Origin of the sequence: Kitasatospora sp. NBC_00039, assembly GCF_045160625.1 — a bacterium.
Classification (GTDB): Bacteria; Actinomycetota; Actinomycetes; order Streptomycetales; family Streptomycetaceae; genus Kitasatospora.
The window spans coordinates 1,471,868-1,497,975 of sequence record NZ_CP108289.1; the positions used below are offsets into that span (position 1 = coordinate 1,471,868).

Annotated in this window: 22 protein-coding genes; 14 read left to right on the top strand and 8 right to left on the bottom strand. The window is 74.0% G+C overall.

Annotation, left to right across the window (positions count from 1 at the left end; genetic code table 11):
* The first annotated feature begins 1 nt into the window (after window position 1).
* The 4 genes from OG286_RS06720 to OG286_RS06735 are packed head-to-tail and all read left to right on the top strand — an operon-like array spanning window position 2 to window position 2,338.
* Window positions 2-1,243: a beta-ketoacyl synthase N-terminal-like domain-containing protein gene (locus tag OG286_RS06720; protein ID WP_405362713.1), complete on the top strand. Its 1,242-nt coding sequence runs from the start codon at window positions 2-4 to the stop codon at window positions 1,241-1,243.
* Window positions 1,244-1,282: 39 nt separating this feature from the next.
* On the top strand, window positions 1,283-1,543 hold the full coding sequence (locus OG286_RS06725; protein ID WP_396322457.1) for an acyl carrier protein: 261 nt from the start codon (window positions 1,283-1,285) through the stop codon (window positions 1,541-1,543).
* 1 nt (window position 1,544) lies between these two features.
* A complete protein-coding gene (locus OG286_RS06730; RefSeq protein ID WP_396322458.1) occupies window positions 1,545-2,000 on the top strand; it encodes an SRPBCC family protein in 456 nt (151 codons plus the stop codon).
* Between the two features lie 5 nt (window positions 2,001-2,005).
* Window positions 2,006-2,338, top strand: a complete 333-nt coding sequence (locus tag OG286_RS06735; protein WP_396322459.1) for a TcmI family type II polyketide cyclase — start codon at window positions 2,006-2,008, stop codon at window positions 2,336-2,338.
* 169 nt (window positions 2,339-2,507) lie between these two features.
* On the opposite strand, the gene OG286_RS06740 is transcribed toward OG286_RS06735, so the two are convergent.
* A complete protein-coding gene (locus OG286_RS06740; RefSeq protein ID WP_405364880.1) occupies window positions 2,508-3,374 on the bottom strand; it encodes a hypothetical protein in 867 nt (288 codons plus the stop codon).
* Between the two features lie 89 nt (window positions 3,375-3,463).
* A complete protein-coding gene (locus OG286_RS06745; RefSeq protein WP_405364882.1) occupies window positions 3,464-3,931 on the bottom strand; it encodes a PPOX class F420-dependent oxidoreductase in 468 nt (155 codons plus the stop codon).
* 284 nt (window positions 3,932-4,215) lie between these two features.
* Here OG286_RS06745 and OG286_RS06750 point away from each other — a divergent pair, with 284 nt between their 5' ends.
* Window positions 4,216-4,623, top strand: coding sequence for a hypothetical protein (locus OG286_RS06750; protein WP_405364884.1), 408 nt, complete (start codon window positions 4,216-4,218; stop codon window positions 4,621-4,623).
* A gap of 203 nt (window positions 4,624-4,826) precedes the next feature.
* A complete protein-coding gene (locus OG286_RS06755) occupies window positions 4,827-5,516 on the top strand; it encodes a class F sortase (RefSeq protein WP_396322463.1) in 690 nt (229 codons plus the stop codon).
* 100 nt (window positions 5,517-5,616) lie between these two features.
* Here the strand turns inward: OG286_RS06755 and OG286_RS06760 are convergent, their stop codons facing one another.
* A complete protein-coding gene (locus OG286_RS06760) occupies window positions 5,617-6,648 on the bottom strand; it encodes a methyltransferase (protein ID WP_396322464.1) in 1,032 nt (343 codons plus the stop codon).
* 127 nt (window positions 6,649-6,775) lie between these two features.
* Entirely contained in the window at window positions 6,776-7,870 is a 1,095-nt protein-coding gene (locus OG286_RS06765; protein WP_396322465.1) for a nitrous oxide reductase family maturation protein NosD, read from the bottom strand.
* Window positions 7,871-8,424: 554 nt separating this feature from the next.
* On the opposite strand from OG286_RS06765, the gene OG286_RS06770 reads away from it, so the two are divergent.
* The 3 genes from OG286_RS06770 to sph all read left to right on the top strand — a co-directional run bounded on the left by OG286_RS06770 (window position 8,425) and on the right by sph (window position 12,683).
* Window positions 8,425-9,387, top strand: coding sequence for a deoxyribonuclease IV (locus OG286_RS06770; RefSeq protein ID WP_405364886.1), 963 nt, complete (start codon window positions 8,425-8,427; stop codon window positions 9,385-9,387).
* Window positions 9,388-9,500: 113 nt separating this feature from the next.
* On the top strand, window positions 9,501-11,597 hold the full coding sequence (locus OG286_RS06775; protein WP_405362702.1) for an MMPL family transporter: 2,097 nt from the start codon (window positions 9,501-9,503) through the stop codon (window positions 11,595-11,597).
* Window positions 11,598-11,669: 72 nt separating this feature from the next.
* On the top strand, window positions 11,670-12,683 hold the full coding sequence (gene sph, locus OG286_RS06780; protein WP_405362700.1) for a sphingomyelin phosphodiesterase: 1,014 nt from the start codon (window positions 11,670-11,672) through the stop codon (window positions 12,681-12,683).
* Between the two features lie 129 nt (window positions 12,684-12,812).
* On the opposite strand, the gene OG286_RS06785 is transcribed toward sph, so the two are convergent.
* The 3 genes from OG286_RS06785 to OG286_RS06795 form a co-directional block, all read right to left on the bottom strand.
* Window positions 12,813-13,031, bottom strand: coding sequence for a hypothetical protein (locus OG286_RS06785; protein ID WP_405362698.1), 219 nt, complete (start codon window positions 13,029-13,031; stop codon window positions 12,813-12,815).
* A 57-nt stretch (window positions 13,032-13,088) separates the two neighbouring features.
* Complete coding sequence (locus OG286_RS06790; RefSeq protein ID WP_405362696.1) at window positions 13,089-16,268, bottom strand: SNF2-related protein; 3,180 nt, start codon at window positions 16,266-16,268, stop codon at window positions 13,089-13,091.
* Between the two features lie 343 nt (window positions 16,269-16,611).
* Window positions 16,612-17,505 (bottom strand): LysR family transcriptional regulator, encoded by an 894-nt coding sequence (locus OG286_RS06795; protein WP_396322471.1) that lies wholly within the window; start codon window positions 17,503-17,505, stop codon window positions 16,612-16,614.
* A gap of 157 nt (window positions 17,506-17,662) precedes the next feature.
* On the opposite strand from OG286_RS06795, the gene OG286_RS06800 reads away from it, so the two are divergent.
* Together OG286_RS06800 and OG286_RS06805 are read left to right on the top strand one after the other, a co-directional pair.
* Entirely contained in the window at window positions 17,663-19,243 is a 1,581-nt protein-coding gene (locus tag OG286_RS06800; protein ID WP_405362694.1) for a class I adenylate-forming enzyme family protein, read from the top strand.
* A gap of 110 nt (window positions 19,244-19,353) precedes the next feature.
* On the top strand, window positions 19,354-20,766 hold the full coding sequence (locus OG286_RS06805) for an MFS transporter (protein WP_396322473.1): 1,413 nt from the start codon (window positions 19,354-19,356) through the stop codon (window positions 20,764-20,766).
* A gap of 141 nt (window positions 20,767-20,907) precedes the next feature.
* Here the strand turns inward: OG286_RS06805 and OG286_RS06810 are convergent, their stop codons facing one another.
* On the bottom strand, window positions 20,908-22,779 hold the full coding sequence (locus OG286_RS06810) for a serine/threonine-protein kinase (protein ID WP_405362691.1): 1,872 nt from the start codon (window positions 22,777-22,779) through the stop codon (window positions 20,908-20,910).
* A gap of 270 nt (window positions 22,780-23,049) precedes the next feature.
* Here OG286_RS06810 and OG286_RS06815 point away from each other — a divergent pair, with 270 nt between their 5' ends.
* The 3 genes from OG286_RS06815 to OG286_RS06825 all read left to right on the top strand — a co-directional run bounded on the left by OG286_RS06815 (window position 23,050) and on the right by OG286_RS06825 (window position 26,095).
* Complete coding sequence (locus tag OG286_RS06815) at window positions 23,050-23,730, top strand: HAD family hydrolase (protein ID WP_396322475.1); 681 nt, start codon at window positions 23,050-23,052, stop codon at window positions 23,728-23,730.
* 277 nt (window positions 23,731-24,007) lie between these two features.
* Window positions 24,008-25,609 (top strand): serine/threonine-protein kinase, encoded by a 1,602-nt coding sequence (locus tag OG286_RS06820; RefSeq protein WP_405362689.1) that lies wholly within the window; start codon window positions 24,008-24,010, stop codon window positions 25,607-25,609.
* Between the two features lie 294 nt (window positions 25,610-25,903).
* A complete protein-coding gene (locus tag OG286_RS06825) occupies window positions 25,904-26,095 on the top strand; it encodes a YegP family protein (RefSeq protein WP_396322477.1) in 192 nt (63 codons plus the stop codon).
* Window positions 26,096-26,108 lie beyond the last annotated feature (13 nt).

The window sequence follows — 26,108 nt, forward strand, 5'->3', positions numbered from 1 at the left end:
CATGACGTCACGTCAAAAGGAACGCCGGGCGGTGGTCACCGGCCTCGGCGTGGTGGCGCCGAACGGCGTCGGTGCCGACGCCTTCTGGAAGGCCACCAGGCAGGGCGTGAGCGTCCTCGACCGGATATCCCGCGAGGGCTGCGCCGACCTCCCGCTGCGCATCGCGGGCCAGGTCCGGGACTTCGACCCGCAGTCCGTGATCGACAGCCGCTACCTGGTACAGACCGACCGCTTCACGCACTACGCGATGGCCGCCGCCGACCTGGCGGTGGCGGACGCCGGCTTCACCCCCGACCCCGAACAGCCGTACGCGGTGGGTGTGGTGACCGCGGCCGGCTCCGGCGGCGGCGAGTTCGGCCAGCGCGAGCTGCAGCAACTCTGGGGCCAGGGGCCACAGTTCGTCGGACCGTACCAGTCCATCGCATGGTTCTACGCAGCCAGCACCGGCCAGGTCTCGATCCGCGGCGGCTACAAGGGCCCGTGCGGTGTGGTCGCCAGCGACGAGGCCGGCGGCCTGGACGCCCTCGCACACGCGGCCCGCGCGATCGAGCGCGGCACCGACGCGGTGGTGGCCGGCGCCGCCGAGGCACCGCTGGCGCCCTACTCGATGGTCTGCCAGCTCGGATACCCCGAGCTCAGCCTCTCCGAGGAGCCCCACCGGGCCTACCTGCCGTTCTCCGCGGACGCCAACGGCTTCGCCCCCGCCGAGGGCGGCGCGATGCTGCTGCTGGAGGACGAGCGGACGGCCCTCCGGCGCGGCGCCACCGTCCGGGCGCACATCGCCGGGCACGGCGCCACCTTCACCGGCGCCTCCCGCTGGGAGGAGTCCCGGGAGGGGCTGGCCGCGGCGATCCGGATCGCGCTCGACCAGGCCCGGATCGCCCCCGAGGAGGTCGACGTGGTCTTCGCCGACGCCCTGGGCGTCCCGGCCGCCGACCGCGCCGAGGCGCTCGCCCTGGCCGACGCGCTCGGCCCCTACGCCGAACGCGTCCCGGTGACCGCGCCCAAGGCGGGCACCGGGCGGGCCTACTGCGGGGCGCCGCTGCTCGACGCGGCGGCGGCCGTACTCGCCATGGAGGACGGCTTGGTGCCGCCCACCCCCAACGTCACCGAGGTCTGCCACGACCTCGCCCTGGTGACCGGCCGCGCCCGCCCGGCCGAGCTGCGCACCGCACTGGTGCTCAGCCGCGGGCTGATGGGCTCCAACGCCGCGCTGCTGCTCCGGCGCGACGACCGGGCCTGACCGACAACCCCTATTTGGCTCACCTAGAAGGGACTTCCCGTGAGCATCACCCTCAGCCACCCCGAACTGGCCGCGCTGATCCAGGCCCGGGCCGGTGTCGCGATCGACCCGATCGAGTTGGAACGCCCCGGTGTCAGCTTCGACGAGTTCGGCGTGGACTCCCTCGGTCTGCTCGGCGTGGTCGGCGAACTGGAGAACCGGCACGGCGTCAAGGTCACCAACGGTGCGGAGTCGGCCAAGACCCCGGCCGAATTCCTGGAACTGGTGAACGCCGCGTTCACCGCGAAGGCCGGTGCCTGAGATGCCTGGACACACGGACAACGAGATCGTCATCGCCGCGCCGCTCGACCTGGTCTGGGAGATCACCAACGACCTGGAGAACTGGCCGCAGCTCTTCAGCGAGTACGCCTCCGTCGAGGTGCTGGAGCGGGACGGCGACAGCGTGCGCTTCCGGCTCACCATGCACCCCGACGAGAACGGCCAGATCTGGAGCTGGGTCTCCGAGCGCACCACCGACCGGGCCTCGCTCGCGGTGCGCGCCCGCCGGGTCGAGCCCGGGCCGTTCGAGTTCATGGACATCCGCTGGGAGTACGCGGAGGTCCCGGCCGGCACGAAGATGCGCTGGGTCCAGGACTTCGCGATGAAGCCCACCGCCCCGGTCGACGACGACGGCATGGTCAACCACATCAACCGCAACTCGCGCATCCAGATGCAGCTGATCCGCGAGAAGGTCGAGAAGCAGGCCGGGGAGGTGTGAGCCGGATGCACCGCGCACTGATCGTCGCCCGGATGAAGCCGGACGCCGCCCCGGGCATCGCCGACGTGTTCGCCGAGTCCGACCGCGGTGAACTGCCGCACCTGATCGGCGTCACCGGCCGCAGCCTCTTCCAGTTCGGCGACGTCTACCTGCACCTGATCGAGGCCGACCGCCCCCCGGGCCCGGCCGTCGCGCAGGTCGCCGGCCACCCGGAGTTCCGGGCGGTCAGCGATGCCCTCACCGCCTACGTCCAGGCGTACGACCCGGCCACCTGGCGGGAGCCCAAGGACGCCATGGCGCGCGAGTTCTACCGCTGGGAGCGTGGCGGCCTCAACTGAGCCGCGCCCCGGACCGCACGGTGCCCCGCAGGAAGGCCTGCGGGGCACCGGCGTGTGGACGGGGCCCTGAGCGTCGGCCACCCTGAGCGCCGGCGGCCCGGACCGTGCGTCGGGCCGTGCGTCGGGCCGTGCCTCAGGGGCGTGCGTCGGGCGGGCGGCGGGGCGTACGTCAGGCCGTGCCGAGGGCGGCGTCCGGGGTACGGCCCGCCTGGGCCTGCTCGACGCGCTGGACCAGCAGCGCGGCGAGCCGCCTGGTGGCCGCGGGGTCGACCGGGCCGCCCTCGGTGGTCACCGTCGCGACCACCGTGCCGGAGCGCAGCACGATGGCGACGCCGTCCCGGCCGGCCAGATCGCCCTGGAAGGCGCGGCTCTCGCTCCCCAGCGCGGCCAGCTCGACCGCGTGGTACTTGCTGCCGTCGGCGTACCCCGCGTACGCCTCCGCGAGCTTGTCCTTGGCCGCCGCCTTGCTCGGGAGGGTGTCGATCCCGAAGCGCGCGGTCACCTCGCCGGAGGAGAAGCGGGCCGACCCGCTGAGCGGCTTGCCGCTGCACGACCCGGCGCCGGTGCAGGTGGTGGCGTGGTCGGCGGTGTCCACCCGGCGCTTCTCCTCCTCCCAGCCGGTCATGGCCTTCTGGTCCGGCATCAGCTGGAGCAGGAGCTTGTCGTCGAGCAGCAGCGTGTCGGAGTCCGCCCCGGCGGGCTGCGCGGCCCCGCCGCCGGCGGCGCCCGCTCCCCCGCCCTGGGCCGGCGTGCCCGGCGTGCCCGGCGCGGGCGAGCCGGAGGTACCGGCCGCGGCGCCGGAGGCTGCGGACGTCGCGCCGCCGGCCGCCGCCTGGCCCCCGGCGCCGGCCTGGCGCGCCCCGGGGCTCGCCGGAGCGGTCGTGGCCGCTCCCGCGGTCGCGCCTGCCGCCGGGCTCGCGCTGCCCTTCGCCGTGTCGTGGGAGGTCTTCGACCCCCCGGAGCCACAGGCCGCCAGCACGCCCAGCAGAACCCCCGTCGCCGCCACCGCGGCAACCTTCCGACCGACCGTGCTCATCGACCGCTCCCTCTCGTGTCAGTGGACCATCAAGATAGACGCGGCAGGTCGCGGCCGGTTCCCCGGGGGTGGCCACCGGGGAGAAGGGGCTACCCCCGGGCCCCCGGAGCCCCCGGAGCACCCGGAGCACCCGGAGCACCCGGAGGGAGGATCTCGACGCCGGTCACCCGGCTGATCCGGGTCGGCTCGATCAGCACCACCACTCGCCGCTCGCCGGGGATCCTCCACTCGTAGCGCTCCGCCCCGAGGTAGACCCCGGCCAGCCGGTCCATGTTCCGGTCCGCCTCCTCCCCCTCGACGAACCGGACCACCCGCCCGCGGATCTGCACCCGGTCGTACGGGTCGGCCGCGTCCGCGTGCGACAGGCAGACCCGGGGGTCGCGCCGGAGGTTGCGCTCCTTGACCCGCCCGACCGAGGTGTTGAACAGCACCAGGCCGCCTTCCGTCCCCACCCACATCGGGCTGACGTGCGGCGACCCGTCGGCGTTGACCGTGGCGACGAACCAGATGTGCCCCGCCTCGATCCGCGCCCGGACGTCCTTCGAGATCTCGACCATGCGCCAAGCCTGCCCGCGCGCACCCGGATCCACGCCGGCCTTCGCCCGTCGGGACGGCGGGCCCGCGGCCCGGGTCCATGCCGGATTCACCCGGATCGCCGGGGCAGTCGGGTGAACACTCCAATGAGTCCACTCGAAGGGGCGCACAAGCACCGCCGTCACCCCCCTGCTCGGGTGGCAGCGGCCGCCGGGGTGGTTGACGGTGGATCAGGCGCACCACTCCGCGAGTCCCCTTGCCCGACGACGTGTCGGCTGTCGCGGGCCGCGCCGGAAGGATCACCATCATGCGTTCTGCACGCACGCTTCTCGCCGGGGCCGTCGTCGTCGCCGCCGCCCTCACCGTCGGCGCCCCCGCCGCCTTCGCCGACGGCTCCGACAAGAACCTCACATGGCAGGAGAAGCAGGACAAGTCCGCCAGCCCCGACAGCCAGAAGACCTGGGACGAGAAGCAGGACAAGTCGGCCAGCCCCGACAGCCAGAAGAGCTGGGAGGAGAAGGACAAGGGCTCCTCCTCGGGCGAGGAGCACAAGGCCGACGAGAAGACCCCGCACGGTGGCGTGCACACCGGCGGCGGCGGCCTGGCGCTGTCCGGCGGCGGCCTCGGGGCCGGCGCCGTCCTGCTGCTGGGCGGTCTCGGAGCCGGCGCGATCGCGCTGCGCAAGGGCCGTCGCGCCACCGGAGCCACGATCTGACCTGTGTCGCCGGGTCAGGCGCCGCCCGTCACCTCCCGTCGCCTCCCCGCCGTGGCCGCCGCTCCGTGCGCCGGCCACGGCGGGGGCACGCGGGGCGGTCCTCCGGCGGCGGTGCCACCGCTGTGCCGACTTGAAGCCGAGTCGCCGTTGAAGCCGGGTCGGCGTTGAAGGCCGAGTCGCCGTGAAGGCCGAGGAGTGGAGTCATGACCGGTCTGGTCCCTGGTACGTCCCGGCTGCTGCGCGCGGGTATGGGCGCGGCGGCGGCCGGTCTGCTGCTCATCTACAACTCGGTGGACGCCGCACCCTCGGCCGAGCCTCCGCCGGGCCAGGCCGCTCCCCCGGCGGCCACCGCCGGCGCGTCCCCCGGCGCCGCGTCCGCCTCACCGGCGGCCTCCCCGGCACCGGCCAAGGCGTCCGGGCCGGCGCTGAAGCGGTCCGTTCCGACCCGGCTGCGGATCCCGCAGATCGCCGTGGACGCACCGTTCACCGAGTTGACGCTGGACCCGGCCGGGCAGCTCAACGCGCCGCCGCCGGACAACCAGAACCTCGTCGGCTGGTACCGCGACGGCGTCACCCCCGGCGAGCGCGGCAGCGCCGTGGTGGCCGGGCACGTGGACACCACCAAGGGCCCGGCGGTGTTCCTGCTGCTCAGCCTGATGCTGCCGGGCAACAAGGTCGAGGTGCAGCGGGCGGACGGCACGGTCGCCGTCTTCACGGTCGACTCGGTGGAGACCTTCGCCAAGAGCGCCTTCCCCGACCAGAAGGTCTACGGGAAGACGCCGGACGCCCAGCTGCGACTGATCACCTGCGGCGGCACCTACGACAAGAAGCGCAAGGACTACCTGGACAACGTGGTGGTCTTCGCGCACCTGGAGTCCTCGCACAAGGCCTGAGCCGTCACGACGAGACCCCATCGCCACGACGAGCAGCCACGACGAGACCGCCCGCACCGGGGCTCCCGGTGCGGGCGGTCTCGTCGTGCGCGGGTCGGGGTCAGCCGCGCACGGTGGCCTCGAAGGCGTGCAGGTACGGGTTGACCGGGCGGACCTCGGCGACGTCCAGTCCGGCCTCCTCCATCAGCCGGACCAGGCTCTCCTCGGAGTGCTTGGCGCCGCCGACGTTGAGCATCAGCATGAGGTCCATGGCGGTGGTGAAGCGCATCGACGGGCTGTCGTCGACCAGGTTCTCGACCACCACGACGCGGGCGCCCGGACGGGCTGCGCGGACCACGTTGGCGAGGGTGCGACGGGTGCTCTCGTCGTCCCACTCCAGGATGTTCTTGATGATGTAGAGGTCGGCGCGGACCGGGATGTCCACCCGGCAGTCGCCGGGCACCAGGCGGGCCCGGGCGGAGTAGGCGCCGCCGTCGCGGAGCCGCGGGTCGGCGCCGGCGACCACCTTGGGCAGGTCGAGCAGGGTGCCGTGCAGCGCCGGGTGCTTCTCCAGCAGGCTGGCCAGCACGTGTCCCTGGCCGCCGCCGATGTCGACCACCGAGTCGATCCCGGTGAGGTCCAGGTAGGCGGCGAAGTCTGCGGCGGACTGGCGGCTGGAGGTGGTCATCGCCTTGTCGAAGACCTTCGCCGAGTCGCCCGCGTCGCTGTGCAGGTAGTCGAAGAACTCCTTGCCGAACAGCTCGGGGAAGACGTTGCGGCCGGAGCGGACCGCCTCGTCCAGCTTCGGCCAGGCCTCCCACGTCCACGGCTCGGTGCACCAGAGGGAGATGTAACGGAGGCTGTTGGGGGCGTCCTCGCGCAGCAGCCGGGACATCTCGGTGTGCTCGAACCGGTCGCCGCCGGTCTCCTGGAAGATGCCGTAGCAGGTGAGCGCGCGCAGCAGGCGGCGCAGCTGCTTGGGCTCGGTGTCGAGCGCGGCCGCGAGGTCGGTGGCGGTGGTCGGGGTGTCGCCGAGCGCGTCGGCGACACCGAGCCGGGCGGCCGCGCGGACGGCGGCGGCGCAGGCGGCGCCGAAGACGAGCTCCCGCAGGCGCATCGCGGCCGGCGGGGTGGTGGCGGGCGTGGTGGTCATGTGCCGTCTTTCTGCAAAGGGGAGGTGGGGGCTGGGCCGGTGTCCCGGTGTCGCCGGGCGGGCGGGCCTTCACGGACACGCCCTCGGGCTCCGCGGGAGTCGCGGAGCCGGTGGGACGCGCGGCGGTTCAGCAGTGACCGGCGGGCATGGAGACCGCGCAGTGGTTGCGGGTGAAGGAGTTGGTGGTGCCGGTGTCGGCGTCCACCAGGTCGGCCGGGCCGTTGCCGACCGCGTGGTTGCCGGTGATGATGTTGCGCGCGTTGGGCGCGCCGACCAGGCTGCGGAAGAGCACGATGCCGCCGGACATCGGCGAGGCGCCGACGTTGTCGCGGACCTGGTTCTCCGTCACCGTGGTGTCCTCGGCGCCGGTGAGCAGGATGCCGGTGCCCTGGATGTAGTCGAGCCGCGGGTTGGGCGGGCAGTACTTGTTGTTGGCGACGACCCGGTTGTGGGCGATGCTCAGCGCACCGGCCCGGGGGACGCCCTCGTCACCGACGATGAAGACGCCGCCGCAGTTGCCGTGGATCTCGTTCGCCTCGATGTCCAGGTCACGCAGGCGGCGGACGGTGACGCCGATCCGGTTGTCGGTCAGCAGGTTGCCGCTGACCACGGCGCCGTCGGTGTCCATGGCACCGCCCTCGTTGGCCACCGAGTTGGCCAGGAAGACACCGGACTGGCCGTTGCGGGTGGACTCGTTGCCGGTGATGACGGCCCGGGTCGACTTCTCCTGGCTGATGCCCTGCTGGCCGTTGTCGTGGACGTAGGCGGCGCGGACGGTCATGCCGGTGGTGGCGCTGACGTCGATGCCGTTCTTGCGGAAGCCGGTGACGGCGAGGGCCTCGACGGTGATGCCGCCGAGCGGGTGGTCGTCGGTGCCGACGACGCAGAGGCCGTGGCCGGCGGTGGCGCAGACGGAGTCGCCGGCGGTGCCGTCCTCGGCGGTGCCGGGGGTGATCACGCTCTTCGGGCCGGCGCCGCGCAGGGTGAGGCCTGCGGTGGTGATCCGGACGCTGCCGCGGTAGGTGCCGGGGAGCAGCTGGACGGTGTCGCCGGGGCTGGCGGCGTCGACGGCCTGCTGAATCGATTCGCCCGGCTGGACGAGGTGCAGGGCGCCCGCGGCGTGGGCCGGGGGCGCGGCGGCGAGGGTGGTCAGGGCGGTGGTGAGGGCGGTCGTGGCGGCAGCGGTGGCCGCGGCGAGATGGTGGACCCGTCGCGTGGGCATGAGTGGTGACCTGCTTTCTGGCGCGCTCGCGGGGACGCCGGCGCGGTGACGCGGTGTGTGCGGGAGATGACGGTCGGTGGGGTCGGTCGCATCGACGCTATGGGCGCACGGGTGGGCCCGCCACCAGGGCTGGGCTGCGGGACTGACGGGGCGTCGGCAACCGGAGGAAGCCGGGCGTGCGCGGGGCAGGCCGGACGGCTGCGGGCGGGGGCCGGCGCGGCGGGGGTGGCGCGCCGGCGGACATGGCGGCCCGCCCGGCCGCGGGGGTGCGGGCGGGCGCGTGGGTTACGCGCGTGGGTTTCGGACGGGTGGTGGGCACGGGTGCAGGTGGTGGGCGCGGGTGCCGGTGGGAAGCGGGGTGCCGGTGGTGGGCGCCGGTGCGCTGATCTGTCACGGGCAGTGACGCCGACGGGGCCGTCCGGCCTGGCATTCGAGGTCCGATTCACTCGATCGGGTACAGAGGAGAGCTGTTCCTGGCGTGTCATCGGCATACGATCGCCGGCCCCGGATGACTGCGCGCCGGGGCGTCCGTGGCGCGTGGCATGCTCGGGGCCATGAACACCGCCGCCGTCCTCCCGCCCGTCGCCGCCGTACCGCCGGTCACCGCCGTCCGCAACCCGGTCGGCGCCCATGTGCCGGTGGCCGCCCGCGGGCTGGCCGGGACGGGGCTCGCGTACGCGCGGCGGGTCGGCGCCGAGACCGTCCAGGTGTTCGTGGCCAACCCGCGCGGCTGGGCCACTCCCCCGGGCAACCCGGCGCAGGACGAGGAGTTCCGCACCGCCTGCGCCGAGCAGGGCATCCCGGCGTACGTGCACGCGCCGTACCTGATCAACTTCGGCTCGGACACCGCGGCGACCCGCGAGCGCTCGGCCGCCTCGCTGCGCCACTCGCTGGTGCGCGGCCACGCGATCGGCGCACTGGGCGTGGTGCTGCACACCGGCTCGGCGGTCGGCACGGCGCCGGGCGGCGGCTCCCGGCGGGCCGAGGCGATGGCGCAGGTCCGCGAGGACGTCCGTCCGCTGCTGGACGAGCTGGACGCGCTCGGGGAGGACGCGCCCTGGCTGCTGCTGGAGCCGACGGCCGGCCAGGGCAGTTCGCTCTGCTCGCGGATGGAGGACCTGGCCGCGTACGTGGACGCGTTGGACGGCCACCCGAAGGTCGGGGTCTGCCTGGACACCTGCCACGCCTTCGCGGCCGGCCACGACCTCGCCGCGCCGGGCGGCGTCCGGGAGACGCTGGACGCGCTGGTCGCGGCCGCCGGGCCGGGCCGGCTGCGGCTGATCCACGCCAACGACTCGGAGGACGTGGTCGGCGCGCGCAAGGACCGGCACGCCAACATCGGCGCCGGGCGGATCGGGGCGGAGCCGTTCCGCGAGCTGTTCGAGCACCCGGAGACGGCCGGCGTCCCGCTGGTGGTCGAGACGCCGGACCGTAAGCACGGCGGCGACGGCACCGGGCACGCGCTCGACATCGCCGTGCTCAAGGAGCTGCGCGAGCGGGCCGCGGTACCGGTGTAGCCCGTTCCCGCCGGCGTAGCCCGTTCCCGCCGGCGGACGCGTCCCGGGCTGCCGGGTCGGCGGGGCGGTGGCAGGCTGGAACGAGTGATGTCTCAGGCCCCTGGGGGTTTGCGATGAGCCCGACCCGGAGACTGGCCACGCTCCCGTGCGGACGCCGCAGCAAATGGGTGGTGCTGGCGCTCTGGCTGGTACTGCTGCTGGCGGCGGGACCGCTCGCCGGCAAGCTCACCGACGCCGAGGACAACCAGGCGTCCAGCTGGCTGCCCGGCAACGCCGAGTCCACCCAGGTACTCAACGAGCAGCGCGCCTTCCAGCCGGTGGACACGGCCCAGGCCGTGGTGGTCTACACCCGCGACAGCGGGATCACCCCGACCGACCAGGTCGAGGCGGCCCGGGACGCGACCGCCTTCGCCGACGCGCCGCACGTGCTGGGCCGGGTGATCGGCCCGGTGGTCTCGACCGACGGCCGGGCCATGCAGACCATCGTGCCGGTCGACATCGGCACCGGTGGCTGGCAGGACCTGCGCCCGGCGGTCGACAGCCTGCGTGCCACCGCCGCCGACAACAGCCTGGGCATGACCACCCACGTCACCGGACCGGCCGGGATCGGCGCCGACCAGGCCGAGGCGTTCGCGGGAATCGACGGAACCCTGCTGGCCGCCACCGTCAGCGTGGTGATCATCCTGCTGCTGCTCACCTACCGCAGTCCGGTGCTCTGGGCGCTGCCACTGCTCTCCGCGGCCGGGGCGCTGGTCGTCGCCCAGGCCGTCATCTACCTGCTGGCCAAACACGCCGGACTGACCGTCAACGCGCAGAGTGCCGGCATCCTGATCGTGCTGGTGCTGGGCGCGGGCACCGACTACGCCCTGCTGCTCACCGCCCGTTACCGGGAGGAGCTGAGACGGCACGAGGACCGGCACGAGGCGATGGCGCTCGCCCTGCACCGGGCCGGGCCGGCGATCCTGGCCTCCTCGGCCACCGTGGTCGCGTCGATGCTCTGCCTACTGATCGCCGAGATGAACTCCACGAGCGGCCTCGGCCCGGTCTGCGCGATCGGCGTGCTGGTGGCGCTGGCCGCGATGCTGACGCTGCTGCCGGCGCTGCTGGTGGTCGTCGGGCGCTGGGTGTTCTGGCCGGTCAAGCCTGCCTTCGGCACGCCGGAGCCGACGCGGACCGGCCGCTGGGCGCACGTCGGGACGTGGATCGGCCGACGGCCCCGCAAGGTCTGGATCGGCACCGCGCTGGCTCTGGGGGCCTGCTGCGTCGGGCTGGTCTCGCTCAACGCCACCGGCCTGTCCACCGCCGGCAGCTTCACCGGCACGCCGGACTCGGTGGTCGGCCAGCAGGTGCTGGAGCAGCACTTCCCCGGCGGGACGGGCGCGCCGCTGACCGTGATCAGCACGGCGGGCGAGGCGGGCGCCGTCCGGACGGTGGCGCAGGCCACCCCCGGCATCGCCGGGACGTCGGTGCCGGTGGAGCGGCAGGGGCAGGCGCTGTTCCAGGCCACGCTGGCCGATCCGCCGGACAGTCAGGCCGCCAAGGACACCGTGGACCGCGTGCGCGCGGCCGTCCACGAGGTGCCCGGCGCCGACGCCAAGGTGGGCGGCTCCACCGCGGTGATCCTGGACGCCGGCCGGGCCGCGGCCAGCGACAACCGGGCGATCATCCCGCTGGTGCTCGGCGTGGTGCTGGTGATCCTGGCGCTGCTGCTGCGGGCGGTGACCGCGCCGCTGGTGCTGATCGCCACGGTGGTGCTGTCGTACGCGGCGGCGCTCGGGATCAGCGCGTTCTTCTTCGAGCACGTCTTCCACTTTGAGGGCGAGGACAACGCGTTCCCGCTGTTCGTCTTCGTCTTCCTGGTCGCGCTCGGAATCGACTACAACATCTTCCTGATGACGCGCGTGCGGGAGGAGTCCGCCCACAACGGCACCCGGCAGGGGGCGGTGGCCGGGCTGGCCGCGACCGGCGGGGTGATCACCTCGGCCGGGCTGATCCTGGCGAGCACCTTCGCGGTGCTCGGCACACTACCGGTGGTGGGCTTCGCCGAGATCGGCTTCGCGGTTGCGCTCGGCGTGCTGCTGGACACCCTGGTGGTGCGGTCGGTCCTGGTCACCGCGCTCACCATGGACCTGGACCGTCACATGTGGTGGCCGGGAAAGTTGTCCAGGCAAGTCAGCCGCCCCGAGAGCGAGTTGACCAGACAGCTTTAAGTTACCGCCGAGTTCATATGGTTATCGTCCGCAGTCTTGCCGGACGTGACCGGCTACGCGTTGACTGCGGGCATGCCAACTTCCACCACGCTTCGTCACGGCACCCGGCTGGCCGCCGCCTGCACCGTCGCCGCCGCGCTGCTCGCCCCGGTGGCCGCCGCTCCGGCCGCCTCGGCGGCGGCCGCCCCGGTCGCCGGCACGGCCGCCACCACGGTTCCGGCACTGAACGTGCTCACCTACAACGTCTTCCTGATGAGCAAGAACCTGTACCCCAACTGGGGCCAGGACTACCGGGCCAAGGCGATCGCCGCCTCGGACGTGTTCCAGGGCCACGACGTGGTCGTGGTCCAGGAGGCCTTCGACAACGCCGCCTCCGACCTGCTCACCTCGCAGGCCTCCGCCGCGTACCCGTACCACACCCCGGTCGTCGGCCGGTCGACCAGCGGGTGGGACGCCACCGGCGGCAGCTTCGCCTCGTCCACCCCGGAGGACGGCGGGGTGACGCTGCTCAGCAAGTGGCCGATCCTGCGCAAGGAGCAGTACATCTTCAAGGACGCCTGCGGCAGCGACTGGTGGTCGAACAAGGGCTTCGTCTACGCGGTGCTGGACGTCAACGGCGTGCGCACGCACGTGGTCGGCACCCACCTGCAGTCCACCGACACCGGCTGCTCCGCCGGCCAGCCGGCCGCCGTCCGGGCGGCGCAGCTCAAGGCGATGAAGGCGTTCATCGACGGCAAGAACATCCCGGCCGCCGAGCCGGTGCTGCTCGCCGGCGACCTCAACATCGACTCGCACGGCAGCGAGTACCCGTCGCTGCTCAGCAACGCCAACGTGTCGCCGGCCACCACCCGCGACGGGTGGGCCGACTCCTTCGACACCGTGGACAACTCGATCGCCGCCTACCGCTACCCCGGTGAGCCCAAGGAGGACCTCGACTACGTCCTCTACCGGGCCGACCACGCGCAGCCGGCGAGCTACACCAACACGGTGGTGCGCTTCCACAGCTCACCGTGGACGGTGAGCAGCTGGGGCAAGAGCTACACCTACACCGACCTGTCCGACCACTACCCGCTGTCGGCGGGCTGAGCGGCCGCGCACGCCGGCCGGGTACCCGGGCTGCGTCCTGAGCCGGGTCCTGAGCCGGGTCCTGGGCTGGGTGCGCCCGGGTCGGGGGCCCCAAGCCGGGTGCCCGGGCCGGGTGTCCCGGCCGGTTTCTCAGCCCTTGCCGGTGAAGCGCCGGTAGGCCGGTCCGAGGGCGGCCTCCAGGGGCCGCCCTCGGACGGCGAGGCCGGACGGGCCCAGGTCGTCGACGGCCGGCGCGACGGGGTCGGTCTCGTCGGCGCCACTCGGGGCGGACGGGACGCGGCCCTGCCAGAACGTGTCGAGGCACTCGGCCAGCGGGCGGTCACCAGGTGCGGGCATCACAGTGGTCACTCTCCGCAGACGGGGTCATCACGACGGTCGCTCTCCGCACGCGGGGCATCACGGCGGTCACTCTCCGATCGCGTCGGCGGAGAGGGTCAGCAGCTCGCGCAGCCGCTCCGCGGACAGCTCGGCCAGCCACTGCTCGCCGCCGCCGATCACGGCGTCGGCGAGGCTGCGCTTCGCCGCGAGCAGGCCGTCGATCCGCTCCTCGACGGTGCCGACGCAGACCAGCCGCCGGACCTGCACGTCGCGGTGCTGCCCGATCCGGTGCGCGCGGTCGGTCGCCTGGTCCTCGACCGCCGGGTTCCACCAGCGGTCGAGGTGGATCACCTGGTTGGCGGCGGAGAGGTTGAGGCCGGTGCCGCCCGCGCGGAGCGAGAGCAGGAAGACCCTTGGCCCGTCCGGGCGTTGGAACCGCTCGACCAGCTCGTCCCGCCGTCCCTTGGGCACACCGCCGTGCAGGTAGGCGACCTCCTCGCCCAGCCGGCGGCTCAGGTAGGGCTGGAGCATGGTGCCGAACTCGGCGTACTGGGTGAAGACCAGCGCCCGGTCGCCCTCGGCCAGCGCCTCCTCCAGGAGCTCGACCAGCCGCTCGACCTTGCCCGAGCGGCCCGCCAGCTCCGTCCCGTCGTGGAGGAGTTGGGCGGGGTGGTTGCAGACCTGCTTGAGCCGGCCGATCGCCGCCAGCACCGCACCCTTGCGCTCCACCCCGCGGATTCCCGCGAGGCGCTGCAGGAGGTCGGCGACCACCGCCCGGTACAGGCCCGCCTGTTCGGTGGTGAGGTTGCAGCGGACGGTGAACTCCTGCTTGGCGGGCAGGTCCTGGGCGATCAGCGGGTCGCTCTTGCTGCGGCGGAGCAGGAACGGACCGGTCAGCCGCCGTAGCCGGGCCGCCACCTCCGCGTTGCCGGACTGCTCGACCGGGATCGAGAACCGCTCCTTGAAGGACTCCGCACTGCCGAACAGCCCCGGATTGGCGAAGTCGAGGACGGCGTGCAGCTCGGCGAGCCGGTTCTCCACCGGCGTGCCGGTGAGCGCGATCCGGGGGCCGGAACGCAGCGAGCGGGCCGCCCGCGACTGCCGGGCCGCCGGGTTCTTGATGTGCTGCGCCTCGTCGGCGACGATCCGCCGCCAGCCGACCCGGCGCAGCTCGGTGACGTCCCGCTGCACCAGCCCGTACGTGGTGATCACGAGGTCGGCGGACGTGTCGGGCACGGTGCGGTCGGCGCCGTGGTGGACGTGCACGCGCAGGCCCGGGGCAAACCGGGCCGCCTCGCGCTGCCAGTTGCCGACCAGCGACATCGGACAGACCAGCAGGGTCGGCCCGGCCGCGCCACGCTCCTGTTCCAGGGCGAGCAGGGCGAGGGTCTGCACGGTCTTGCCGAGGCCCATGTCGTCGGCCAGCACGGCGCCGAGGCCGAGCCGACCGAGGGCGTCCAGCCAGGCCAACCCCCGCCGCTGGTAGGGGCGGAGCGTTCCGGTGAAACCGGCGGGCAGGTCGGGGACGCGGGAGGCCGGGCCGGGCCGGCCGGCCAGCAGCTCGCCGATCGGACCGGTGGCCCGGACGGCGGTGACGGGCAGACCGTCCACGGCCGCGCGGTCGTCGACGGCCAGCCGGAGCAGCTCGGCCGGCTCCATGGCGCCGCTGCCGCGCTCGGCCAGGAACCGCACCGCGACGGCGAGTTGGGCCTGGTCCACCTCGATCCAGCGGCCGCGCAACCGGACCAGGCCCTGCTGGGCCGCCGCCAGTTCGGCCAGCTCCTCCTCAGTGAGGGTGAGTTCGCCGAGGGAGAGCTGCCACTGGAAGTCCAGGACGTCGTCCCGGTCGATCTGCGCGGTGCGCTTGACCGCGCCCGGCATGGCGGCCGGGGCCGCGGTGAGGGCCAGCCCGAGCCGGGGGCGCCGCTGCCACCAGGCCGGGAGCAGCACGCCGAAGCCGGCCCGGGTGAGGGCGGGCGCGGCCTCGCGCAGGAACCGCAGGGCGCCCTCGCGGTCCAGCTCGACGCCGGTCGGGCGGGGGCTCAACAGGGCGGTGCGCAGCGGCGGGTGGACGCGGGAGGCACGGTCGAGCTCGGCGAGGTAGGAGGCCGCCGGGTCGGGGACGGTACGGGCGAGGGCGGCGTACCCCGCCTCCTCGGACCACAGGTCGGCGGCGGGGACGACCAGGGACGGGCGGTCGACGGCCTGGACCAGCAGGTCGAGGCGCCAGACGTCGGGGGCGGCCTCGCCCGGCGCGGCCTGGTCGCGGGGCCCCTCGTGGAGTCCGAGGTCGGGGGCTCCCCCGTCGCGGGCTTCGAGGTCGGGGACTTCGAGGTCGGGCGCGAGTGGCTCGGTGAGGCGGAGGTTGAGCCGCAGCGGGCTGCCCGCGGGGCGGGCGGCGTGCCAGGCGGCGAGGCGTTCGGGCAGGCCGGCCGGCGGCGGCCCCGGGAGCCGGCCGTCGGCGGACCAGAGGGCGGCGAGCCAGGGCTCGGCGGGCGGTTCGAGGTCCGCGAGGGCGGCCCGGGCCTCGCAGTCGACCAGGGTGTCCAGCACGGCGGTGGCCAGGCCGGAGCCGGTGGGCCCGGCCTGGGCGGGCGCGGACCCGTGGTACTCGGCGCGGCAGACGGGCGGGCAGCCGGCGGCCAGGGCGGCCAGCTCGCGCCGGGCCGCGACGTCGGGGGCGGGCCGCCACCGCGCGGCCCACGCCGCCGGCGCCTCCTCGCCGAGCACCGGGAGCAGCCGCCCGCGCCCGACCAGCCGCCAGGCGAGGTCGTGCACGGCGGACAGCCAGCGCAGCGAGGCGCCGTACGCGAGCTCGACGGACGCGCCGCCGAGCTCGCCACCGGACTCACCGGGCCCGCCACCGGGGAGTTCGACGGTCGCGCCCGGCCAGTGCGGGTCGTGGACCGCGCCCAGCAGCTGGGCCGCCCCGGCGGCGTCGAACAGCAGGGTCGGCACCCGCCAGGGGCTCAGCGCGAGGCCGCGTGGCGCGCTGCCGGCCGGCAGGTCGGGCGAGGGGACCGGCCGGTCACCGAGGGTGGGCAGGAGAAGGCCCGTCCAGCGCTCGGCGCCCTGCCCGGCCAGCCAGTCGAGGCCCGGGCCGATCGCCCCCAGAAGCCGCGCGACCTCGCCGGCCGGGCACGCGAACGGATGGGCGCCGCCCTCGGCACGGCGGGCGGCCGGCCTGCCGTTGCGGTACGCGTGTGCGTCCTCCGCCCAGAGCGCGAGGCGGCCGTCGGCCCGCCAGAGCGCATGCAGGGCGTACATCGGGTGGGCCTTCCGGGACGGCGGGACAGCGGGCTTCCCACCCTAACCGCGAGGTCGGACAACCGGGCGGGCGCGCGGACCGGGGCGGGCCGTCCCCGGTGCGGCCCCGCGTGCCCCCGCCCCGGGGCCGCCTGGCGTCCCGCCGCGCCCGCCCCCGCGGGCGGCCTGCGGCGGGCAAAGGGGCACGCTACGGCCTGCTTCCGCGCTCGCGGCCGGCTCCATCCCGGCAACCCGGCGGCCGAGCCCCGACCCGACGACGAGCACGACGAGCACGAAGGACAGTTCCGGCGGCGCGCACACCACGCGCGGCCGCACCAGCGCGCCCCGGCGCGGGTACGGCTGCTCAGCCTCCCGTGCCCACACCGGTCCGGCGGAAGTGACGTACGGCGAAGGCCCCGAAGAGCCCGGCGGCGGCGGACGGGGGTGCGTCCCCGTCGCGGACGAGGCGCAGCTCGCGGTGGCAGTCGGGCCCGGCGAGCCGCACCCAGCGCAGAGGCGCGCGAACGTCCGAGGCGCGCGCCATCGCGGGGAGCAGGGCGACACCGAGCCCGGCGGCGACCAGGTTGACGACGGCGCCGGGTTCGTCGCCCTCGCAGACGATCACCGGGTCGACGCCCGCCGCGGCGAAGAGCCGGTCCGCGAGGGCGCGCTGCCAGTGGCCCCGGCTCGGGGTGACGAACGGCTCTCCGTCCAGTTCGCCGACCGGCACCTCCTCGCGTCCGGCCAGCCGGTGGCCCCGCGGCACCGCGAGCAGCACGTCCTCCCGCAGCAGCAGTTCGGAGACCAGCCCGGGGCCCACCAGAGGCTGGGAGGCGAGGCAGAGGTCCACCTCCCGGGTGCGGAGCCTGCGCGCCATCGCATCGACGGAGGACTGCCGCACCCTCACCTCGATGCGGGGGTGGGCGGCCCGGAAGCCGGCCAGCAGGTCGGTGGCGGTCAGCAGGGTCTCGGTGGCCAGCGCCACCCGGCCGCCTCCCTGGACGGCGTCCGCCAACTCGCTCTTCCCGTCGTCGAGTTCGCGAAGTGCACGGTCGACCCGGCGCAGGAAGGCCGCGCCGTGGTCGTTGAGGTGGATGCGCCGGCCCCGGCGGTCGAAGAGCCGGACCCCCAACTCGGCCTCCAGCCGGGCGATCGTCCTGCTCACCGAGGGCTGGGCGACGCGCAGTTCCTCGGCGGCCCGGCTGATGTGCTCGTGCCGGGCCACGACCTGGAAGCAGCGCAGCGCGGGCAGATCCACGGGCTCTCCCCTCCCCCGGGCATCGCTCATAACTCCGAAGGCATCATCTCATGCCCTATTCGGTCTTGGAGTTGATGAACGGGGCTCACCTAGCCTCCGAGGAGAGGTTCCGGCCGGGCCGCTCGCCCGACGGCCGCCACACCGAAGGAGCTGCCGCATGTCCGCCAACCCGCCGCCGGCGTCCGAGAGTCGGTTCGAGAGCTACGTCGAGGCCGTCCTCGCGGTCCTCCGCCGCACCCCGGACCGGCCGGTGCTGGTCACCGCCGACGGTGGCACCGTCCTGGCCGGTGAACTCAACGACGACGTCCGGCAGTTCGCCGCCAACCTCGCCGGCCACGGCGTCCGCCGGGGGGACACCGTGGTACTCCTCGCCGACGACGGGCCGGAGGCGATCGTCGCACGGTACGCCGCGAACCTGCTCGGCGCACGGGTGGCCTTCCTGGGCGCGGGCATGTCCGCCACGGTACAGGCGGACATCGTGACGAGCGTGGACGCACCCGTGCTGCTGGTCGGTCCGGCCCGGTCGGGCGCGGCCGAGGCACTGCTCGCCCGGGTGCGGGTGCCGGTGGTGGTGCCGCTCGGCACCACCGTGCCGCCGGGTGCCGCGGCCCGAGCAGCCGCCCCCGCCACGACGGCCGATCCCGTCCGGGCGCAGGACGACTGGTGCCTGCGCTTCACCGGGGGCACCACCGGGACCCCGAAGGGCATCCCGATGGCGCACGGCCCCTACCGGCAGTTGCTCGACCGCCTCGCCGGCCGGATGCGGGCCGGCGCCCCGCCCCGCACCCTCGCCTGCACCTCGCTCGCCCACATGGCCGGGATCCTCGCCGACGCCGCCCTGCTGGCCGGAGGCACCGTCGTGCTGCGGCCCGGCTTCGAACCGGGGGACGTCCTCGCCGCCCTGCAGCGGGAACGCATCACCGAGCTGTGGCTGCTGCCGCCCCTGCTGTACCGACTGCTGGACCACCCGGCGGCGGCCGGCACCGACCTCTCCGCCCTCCGGCGGCTCTTCTACGGAGGCACCCCCGCCTCCGCCGAACGGCTGCGGCAGGCTGCCGAGGTGTTCGGGCCGGTCCTGCACGGCTGGTACGGCCAGACCGAGGCGGGGTCGATCACCGAGGTCGGCCCGGACGAGCACACGATCACCGGACCGGGCGGCCGGATCACCGCCGGCCGGGCCGATCCCGGGGTCGAGATCGAGATCCGCAGCCCGGCCGGGACCGCCCTGCCCCCCGGCGAGAACGGGGAGATCCACGTCCGCACCCCCATGATGATGAGCGGCTACTGGCGCCGGCCGGACCTCACCGCCGAGGTGCTGCACGAGGGCTGGATCCGCACCGGGGACGTCGGCCACCTCGACGGCGCGGGCTACCTCCACCTGGTCGACCGGCTGAAGGAGATGGTCATCGTGGTGGGCGGCCACGTCTACCCGGCGGAGGTGGAACAGGCACTGCTCGCCCACCCCGCCGTCGCCCAGTGCGCGGCCTTCGGTGTCCAACGGGAGGACGGGACCGAGGAGTTGCACGTAGCGGTCGTCCCGGCGGCCGGCCGACACGCGGACGGCGCACTGGTCCGCACCCGGATCACCGACCGGCTGGGCGCGATGTACGCGCCGGCCGCCGTCCACGCCGTGGACCACCTGCCGCTCACCGATGCGGGCAAGCCCGACCGCAGGCTGCTCCGCGAGACGCTCGGCGGTTCCGGCCGGAGCCGGACGGGAGATGGCAGGCATCACTAGGGCTCGCCTGACGGCCGGAGGTCTGTCGACATCAAGTATCTTGACGTCGAGATTCATCTCCGGCAGGCTGCTCCCCGAGCACCGGAACGGAAAACGGGGAGTGGCGGGCCATGCGAGACAACGGGGGCGGGCTGCTGGCGCAGCTGCGACGGCCGCCGGGCGGGCGGGACGGGCGGATCATGCTGCTCGCCCAGTTCCTGGACCGGGCCGGGACGGGCGTGTGGGCGGCGGCCTCGGTGCTCTACTTCACCTTCGTGACGCGGCTGGACGCCCAGCAGGTCGGCCTGCTGCTGGGCGTCGCCGCGGTGGCGGGCATCGCCGGGTCGCCACTGGCGGGGCAGCTCGCCGAGCGGTTCCCTCTGCGGGGGCTGCTGATCTGGAGTCACCTGCTGCGGCTGGGCGCGATGGGCCTGGTGCTGCTCTGCGACAGCTTCACCACCCTGATGCCCGTGATCGCCCTCATCTGCCTGGCCGAGCGGGCGGCCAAGACGCTGGAGATGCTCTTCGCCACCCGGGCGACGGGCGAGCGGCGCTCCACCTACCAGGCACTCACCCGCAGTGCCGCCAACGCCGGGTACGCGCTGGGTGCCGGGATCGCGGCGATCGGCCTGGCCGTGGGGACGGAGAACGCCTACCGGGCGCTCGTCCTGGCCAACGCGCTCTCCTTCGCGGTGACCGCGGCGCTGGTGTGGCGTACCCGGGAGCCCCAGGGCGGCGGGCGGGTGGCGGCGCGGGCCGGTACCGCCACCGCACCGGACGCCACGACGGCGGGGCCGGCGCCCAGCCCCTGGCGGGACGCCGGCTACCTGCGCTTCGTCCTGCTGGACATCCCGATGTGCCTGGACGACTCGCTGCTCAACGTCGGACTGCCGCTCTGGCTGGTGAACCACACCTCGGCGCCGCACGCCTTCGTCCCGGCCTTCCTGGCACTCAACACCGTGCTGGTGGTCGTGCTGCAACTGCGGGTCTCGGCGCGGGCCGAGGGGCCGCACCGGGCGGCGGCCGCGGTGACGCTGTACGGGGTGGCGGTGCTCGCGTCCTGCGCGGTCCTGGCGTTCGGTACCGGCGGCGGGCCCTGGAGCGCGTCGATCGCCCTGCTGGTCACGGCGACGCTGGTGACCGCCGCCGAGCTGGTGCGGTCGGTGACCTCCTGGGAGCTGGCGGTCTCGCTAGCGCCCGACCGGGCCCGGGCCTCCTACCTGGGCGTGGCCGGCATGGCCCAGTCCGTCCAGAAGTCCGCCGGACCGCTGCTGCTGACCGGCGTGGTGATGGCGACCGGCCCGGCGGGCTGGCTCGGCCTCGGGGCGGCAGTCGCCGGCCTGTCCGTCGTCCAGCGGCGGGCCTGCGAACGGCGACTGACGGCCATGCGGCCGAGCGGCGGGGCGGCGCCGGTGTCGGGGCCGGGGTCTGCGCCCGGGCCGGCGGCGATGCCGGAGTCGCTACCTGTTCCGGCGGCTTCGCCCGAGCCGGCGGACGATGCGGCGGCGGGACCGGCCGCACGCCCCGCGACCGGCCACCGCTGACCCGAATGCGCGGCCGGCTCACCCGGCCGGGTCATCTCTGTCACATGCCAACGTTTGCGGGGCACCCCCGCAGGGCGCCTCTGAGGCCCGCCCCGGGCCCGGTCCGGCCGGCGTCGTCGTGCCGGCGTCGTCGTGCCGGCGTCAGGGGAGCTTGCCGAGGGCTTTGGTCATCAGAGCCTCGGCCACACCGCCGGGCGGGAAGGGGGACGACTCCGTGGCGAAGAACTCGACGAGGTAACCACCCTTGCTGGTGGTGACCTTGTCCACGACGGCGGGTGCGTAGGTGGTACCGCCGTAGGTGCAGGTGTACGTCTCACGGCGGGCCACCACGTCCCCGCCGATCGCCGGAGCCGGCAGGGCCTTGACGGTGACCTCGCAGCTCTGGGGGTCACTGCCGAACTTGATGTTCGCGGTGTACGACGGGCAGCTGCTGAGCTGGTCCCGGACCGCCTGCATTGACCGGGTGATCTCGGCGGCGTCGGCCTTCTTGAGCTGCTCGTTGAACGAGTAGTGCTCCTTCGATCCGCCCGCCGGGTTGTAGTAGTACTCCGCGGTGTCGTCCGCGGTGTGCTTCCACCGCGTCTCCCGGTTGCGGGCCTCGCAGGGCCAGGTGCCCGCAACAGGACGCCCGTAGCCCATGTCCCCCGCACCGAGGTTCTCCTTGTAGCCCGCCGGCAGCTCGCTCTTCTGGAGCAGCTTGGTCTGCATCGCCCGACCCTCGGAGAAGTAGGGCACGGCGAACGCCACACCCAGCGCCGCGGCTCCCGCGACGAGCGACGCCGTGATCACCGCCCACGGCCGCCACGACCGGCCCGAGGCCGGCCCCGGGGCGGTGGCCGTCCCGGGGGTGACGGCGGTGAGCGGTGCGACCGCGGTGGCGGGCGGCGCAGGAACGGCAGCGGTCGCCGACGACGCGGGCGGCGGCGGCGCGGGCGGCGGCGGCGCGGGAACGGTGAGTGCGGCGTACGCGTCGATGACGCCGGCCGACGTGGCGTCGCCCGCCATCGGTCCGGGCACAGCGGCCATCGGCGACGGAGCGGGGTGTACCGGACCGGTCAGCACCGGACGGGTAACGGGAACGGGACCCACCGCCCCGGGCACGACAGGCCCGGATAGCACAGGCCCGGGGACCACCGGCCCGGGGACCACCCGAGCGGGACCGGGGACGCCGGCGGGCTGAGCCAGCAGCGCGGCGGCCTCGTGAAGGGTGAGCCTGCGCCGGGGGTCCTTGGCCATCAGGCCCTCAATCACGGGCGCGAGCGCCCCCGCGCGACACGGTGGCGGCGCCTCGTCCGAGACCACGGCCAGCAACGAGGCGGTCGGGGTGCCGCGCTGGAACGGGGACCAGCCCTCGACCGCCTGGTACAGCGAGACGCCGAGCGAGAAGAGGTCCCCGGCCGGCCCGTCCTCCTGTCCGTGGAGGCGCTCCGGCGCCATGTACTCGACCGACCCGATGACGGCGCCCGTCGCGGTGAGCGCGGTGTCCTCGTGCCGCAGCGCGATGCCGAAGTCGGTCAGCAGCACCTGACCGTCATCGGCGAGCATGATGTTGGCCGGCTTCACGTCCCGGTGGACGATGCCCGCCGCGTGCGCCGCACCCAGCGCCGACAGCATCGCCGCACCGATCCGGGACACCGCCTCGGGCTCCAGCGGCCCGGCCGCCAACCGGTCGGCCAGCGAGCCCCCGGTGATCAGCTGCATCACCGTCCACGGCACACCGTCCGCCACGATCACGTCGTGCACCGCGACGACGTGCGGGTGGTCCCGCAGCCGGGCGGCACTGCGGGCCTCCCGCTGCGCCCGGACCAGCCGTTCCTCGGCCTGGGCCGGGCTCATCGAAGGCGCCAGCCAGACCTGCTTGACCGCGACGTCGACATGCAGAGCGAGGTCGGACGCCTGCCAGACCTGTCCGAAGCCGCCGGCACCCAGCCGCCGGACCAGCCGGTATCTGCCGGCGATGACCAGGCCCTCGTGCTCCCCCTCGCCCGCCACCCCGTCGCGTACGGCTGCCACCGCATACCCCCTCGTCGACCGGCGCCATGATAGCGACCGACCGTCACCGCCCCGCCGGGACGGTCGTGTTCGCCGCCGCCGCGCCGGCGCTCGGGGCCGCCCACCAGCGGCCGGGCAGGCCGATCGCCCCCCTGGACGGAGCCCGCGGCGCGGGAGACCCGACCGGCGCGTCCGGCACGCGCAATGGCCCGTCCTCGCCGGGGCGGGCGTGGCTGCCGATGTCCGATTCGAAGGGGGTCGACAACGGCGTTCGCCCACCAGACTGGACGGGTGACGACATCCCCGGCCTCTTCCGACCGTCTCCGCGCCGTTCTCTTCGACTCGGGCGGCGTACTCATACGGCCGATCGGCGGCCGATGGAACCCGCGAGCGGACTTCGAGCAGACCGTCCTCGCCCATGCCCCTTCGACCACAGCGGAGGAGTTCGCGGCAGCCATCGCGGTGGGGGACCACTTCTTCGCCGCCTCGTCGTCGACGCCCGACTACGACGACTACCACCGGGTGATGCTCCACCACCTCGGCGTGGACCCGACCCCGCACCTGCTCGCCGACCTGCGCCGCGAAGTCCCCCCTCGCGTACTCCTGGAGACGTACCCGGAGGTCGAGGAGACCCTGCGGGAGCTGAGCCGCCGGGGAGTCCGGATGGCCGTGGTGTCGGATGCCTGGCCCAACCTGCCCGCGCTCCACGCCGGACTCGGGATCGACCGGTTCTTCGAGGCGTACGCCATCTCCGCCGTCCTCGGCTGCACCAAGCCGGACCCGCGCATGTACCACCACGCCAGCGACGCCCTGGACCTCGCACCCGCGGAGTGCCTGTTCGTCGACGACGATCCCGACCTGGTCGCCGCGGCGATCCGCCTCGGCTACGCGGGACGCGCACTGCACCGGGACGCGACCGCCTCCCCCGTACCCTCCATCACCTCCCTGACGGAGCTCCTGGACCTCTTCTGACGCGCCCGGCACGGTCCGGTGGCGCCGCGACGGCGTGGCCGACGGGTCCGGCCCGGGTCGGTCGTCGAGGTCCGAGCCGACCCGGGCGTGGCCACCGCGCCCCGCAGCACAGGCCCAGTCGCGTGTTGCTCGGAGCACCCGGCAATCTTCGGTGAGACAGGTCGAAGTCCGGTGAGACGGAAGTACGCTGCAGCCGGAAAGCCATGACGTGCCCCACCTTCACCGGTGGTCGGGTCATGAGGCGTTCCAGGGCGGGGAGAAGAGGGGGAAGGGCCACATGTCGACGGCAGCGTTTCGGTTCCCTGCACTGCAGGCTCACGATCCGGACAGTCTCGGCGGCTTTCGGTTGGTGGCGCGGCTGGGCGAGGGCGGCATGGGGCAGGTGTTCCTCGCCCTCTCCCCGGGCGGGCAGCCGGCGGCTGTGAAGATCGTTCGCAACGAGTTCGCCAGGGATACGGAGTTCGGCCAGCGGTTCGCACGCGAGGTGGGTGCCGCGCAGAAGGTGCGCGGCGCTCACATCGCGCCGCTGCTCGACGCCGCCCCCCAGGCCGAGCGGCCGTGGTTGGCCACCACCTATGTGGCGGGGCCGTCCCTGCGGGACCTGGTGATCGACCACGGTCCGCTACCGGCCGCCCAGGTGATGCTACTGGCCTGGGGCATCGCCCACGCCCTCGCCGACATCCACGCCGCGAAGGTGGTGCACCGGGATCTCAAGCCCGGAAACATCATGCTGGACGAGAGCGGACCGAAGGTCATCGACTTCGGCATCGTCAAGTCCCTGACCCAGTCGGTGACCTACAGCAGTCACTCCACCCGGATCGGCACTCCGCTGTACATGTCGCCCGAGCAGGCCACCGGCCACGCAGTAGGCGTCGCCTCCGACGTCTTCGCGCTCGGTTCCACCCTGTACTTCATAGCCACCGGCCGTGAGGCGTTCGCCGCGGAGAACGAGTGGGCCGTTGTCCACCGCATCGTCGCGGACGCCCCTGACGTCTCCCCCCTGGCCCCGCCCCTACGCGGGCTGATCACCGCCTGCCTGCACAAGGATCCTGCCCAGCGCCCGACACCGGCACGTGTGCAGGAATGGTGCGAGGAGGAGCTGGGTGACGCGTTCGGTCCGGGCATCTGGATGGGGATCACCGGTGCCCGCGCGGCGATCCAGCAGCGCACCTACGCCCTGCGCGCCCTCACCTTCCCCGGCTCGGAAGCAGCCGGCACCGACTCCCCCAGCCGACCCGATTCCACCCGTGGCACCGTGGAGAGCGAAGGCGGCGCCACGCCGGCCGCGCCGGCGGCTTCCCCCGCCCTGCCGGGCACTGCGACCACGCCGGAGCAGACGTCGAAACGGACCGGGCCTGCCTCGGTGGGCGGCATGATCGCCGCCCATGTGACAGAGATCCTCCTGGCAGCGGTGGCACTCACCTGGGCGTCCTCCCTGCCGATCATGTCGGAGTCCTGGAGGGGGATGTCCTCCAGTAGTCAATTGGCGCACGTGACACTGTTCTTCGACCTGCACCACCTGTGGGAACCGGTTCCCAGCGGCATCCCCGGCGTGGGCACGGACTGGCCGGTGGTATCGGTCGGGTTCATCGGCACAGCGGCCGCGCTCGTCTGCGCAGTCCTGTCCCTGCTGGGGCTGGCCGGGAACCGCAAGGTCAGGATGTGGGGCACGACTGCACTCCTGCTCCTTTTCCTCTGGATCCTCGTCGCCGGAATCTGCGCTCTGTTCCCTCTCGCGATGACGTTCGGCGTGGAAATCTCGGATGACAACCCGGCATACAAGGTTCGTAGCGTGCTCATGGACGGAGGGTGGCTACTGCTCCTGGCAAACGGCCTGATGGTCGACGCAATCTGTCGCACGTTGAGGCGCATGGATTAGCGGGCAGCACGTGGCCTCTGGCGACGGGCACACAAGGCTGTCGTGAGCACCCGTCCGGTCCCCCGGTTGCCTCGGTGATGGATCCGGGGGCCGGGCAGGCCCTGGAGGGGTTGGGCCTGTCACGCGGTCTGTCGGCGGGTGGCGGGCAGGGCCCGGAAGTGGATATCGGTGATCCGGACAGTGGCCGTGACCCGTTCGGCGGAGGCCCGAATGCCTCATCTGACAAGCAGCAGAAGCCCTTTGGGCCTACGTTGCCACGTGAGGGGGCTACCCGAAGGAAAGGCGAACGCTGCCATGGCAGGAAAGTTCGAGCTGTACACCGACGACACCGGCATGCACCGGTTCCGGCTCAAGGCGAGCAACGGCTCCGTCGTGGTGACCGGCGACCCGCACGAGAGCCGGGACGACTGCATCAGGAGCATCGAGTCGATCCGCAAGCTCGCGCCCTACGCGGAGCTGAAGGAGACGGCGGCCGGTCCGGCCTGAGCGGGCGCCCGCC

Coding starts and splice junctions, on each gene's coding strand:
- OG286_RS06720 (WP_405362713.1), top strand. CDS start 2: ATGACGTCACGTCAAAAGGAACGCCGGGCGGTGGTCACCGGCCTCGGC.
- OG286_RS06730 (WP_396322458.1), top strand. CDS start 1,545: ATGCCTGGACACACGGACAACGAGATCGTCATCGCCGCGCCGCTCGAC.
- OG286_RS06735 (WP_396322459.1), top strand. CDS start 2,006: ATGCACCGCGCACTGATCGTCGCCCGGATGAAGCCGGACGCCGCCCCG.
- OG286_RS06740 (WP_405364880.1), bottom strand. CDS start 3,374: ATGAGCACGGTCGGTCGGAAGGTTGCCGCGGTGGCGGCGACGGGGGTT.
- OG286_RS06745 (WP_405364882.1), bottom strand. CDS start 3,931: ATGGTCGAGATCTCGAAGGACGTCCGGGCGCGGATCGAGGCGGGGCAC.
- OG286_RS06750 (WP_405364884.1), top strand. CDS start 4,216: ATGCGTTCTGCACGCACGCTTCTCGCCGGGGCCGTCGTCGTCGCCGCC.
- OG286_RS06755 (WP_396322463.1), top strand. CDS start 4,827: ATGACCGGTCTGGTCCCTGGTACGTCCCGGCTGCTGCGCGCGGGTATG.
- OG286_RS06760 (WP_396322464.1), bottom strand. CDS start 6,648: ATGACCACCACGCCCGCCACCACCCCGCCGGCCGCGATGCGCCTGCGG.
- OG286_RS06765 (WP_396322465.1), bottom strand. CDS start 7,870: ATGCCCACGCGACGGGTCCACCATCTCGCCGCGGCCACCGCTGCCGCC.
- OG286_RS06770 (WP_405364886.1), top strand. CDS start 8,425: ATGAACACCGCCGCCGTCCTCCCGCCCGTCGCCGCCGTACCGCCGGTC.
- OG286_RS06775 (WP_405362702.1), top strand. CDS start 9,501: ATGAGCCCGACCCGGAGACTGGCCACGCTCCCGTGCGGACGCCGCAGC.
- sph (WP_405362700.1), top strand. CDS start 11,670: ATGCCAACTTCCACCACGCTTCGTCACGGCACCCGGCTGGCCGCCGCC.
- OG286_RS06790 (WP_405362696.1), bottom strand. CDS start 16,268: ATGTACGCCCTGCATGCGCTCTGGCGGGCCGACGGCCGCCTCGCGCTC.
- OG286_RS06800 (WP_405362694.1), top strand. CDS start 17,663: ATGTCCGCCAACCCGCCGCCGGCGTCCGAGAGTCGGTTCGAGAGCTAC.
- OG286_RS06805 (WP_396322473.1), top strand. CDS start 19,354: ATGCGAGACAACGGGGGCGGGCTGCTGGCGCAGCTGCGACGGCCGCCG.
- OG286_RS06820 (WP_405362689.1), top strand. CDS start 24,008: ATGTCGACGGCAGCGTTTCGGTTCCCTGCACTGCAGGCTCACGATCCG.
- OG286_RS06825 (WP_396322477.1), top strand. CDS start 25,904: ATGGCAGGAAAGTTCGAGCTGTACACCGACGACACCGGCATGCACCGG.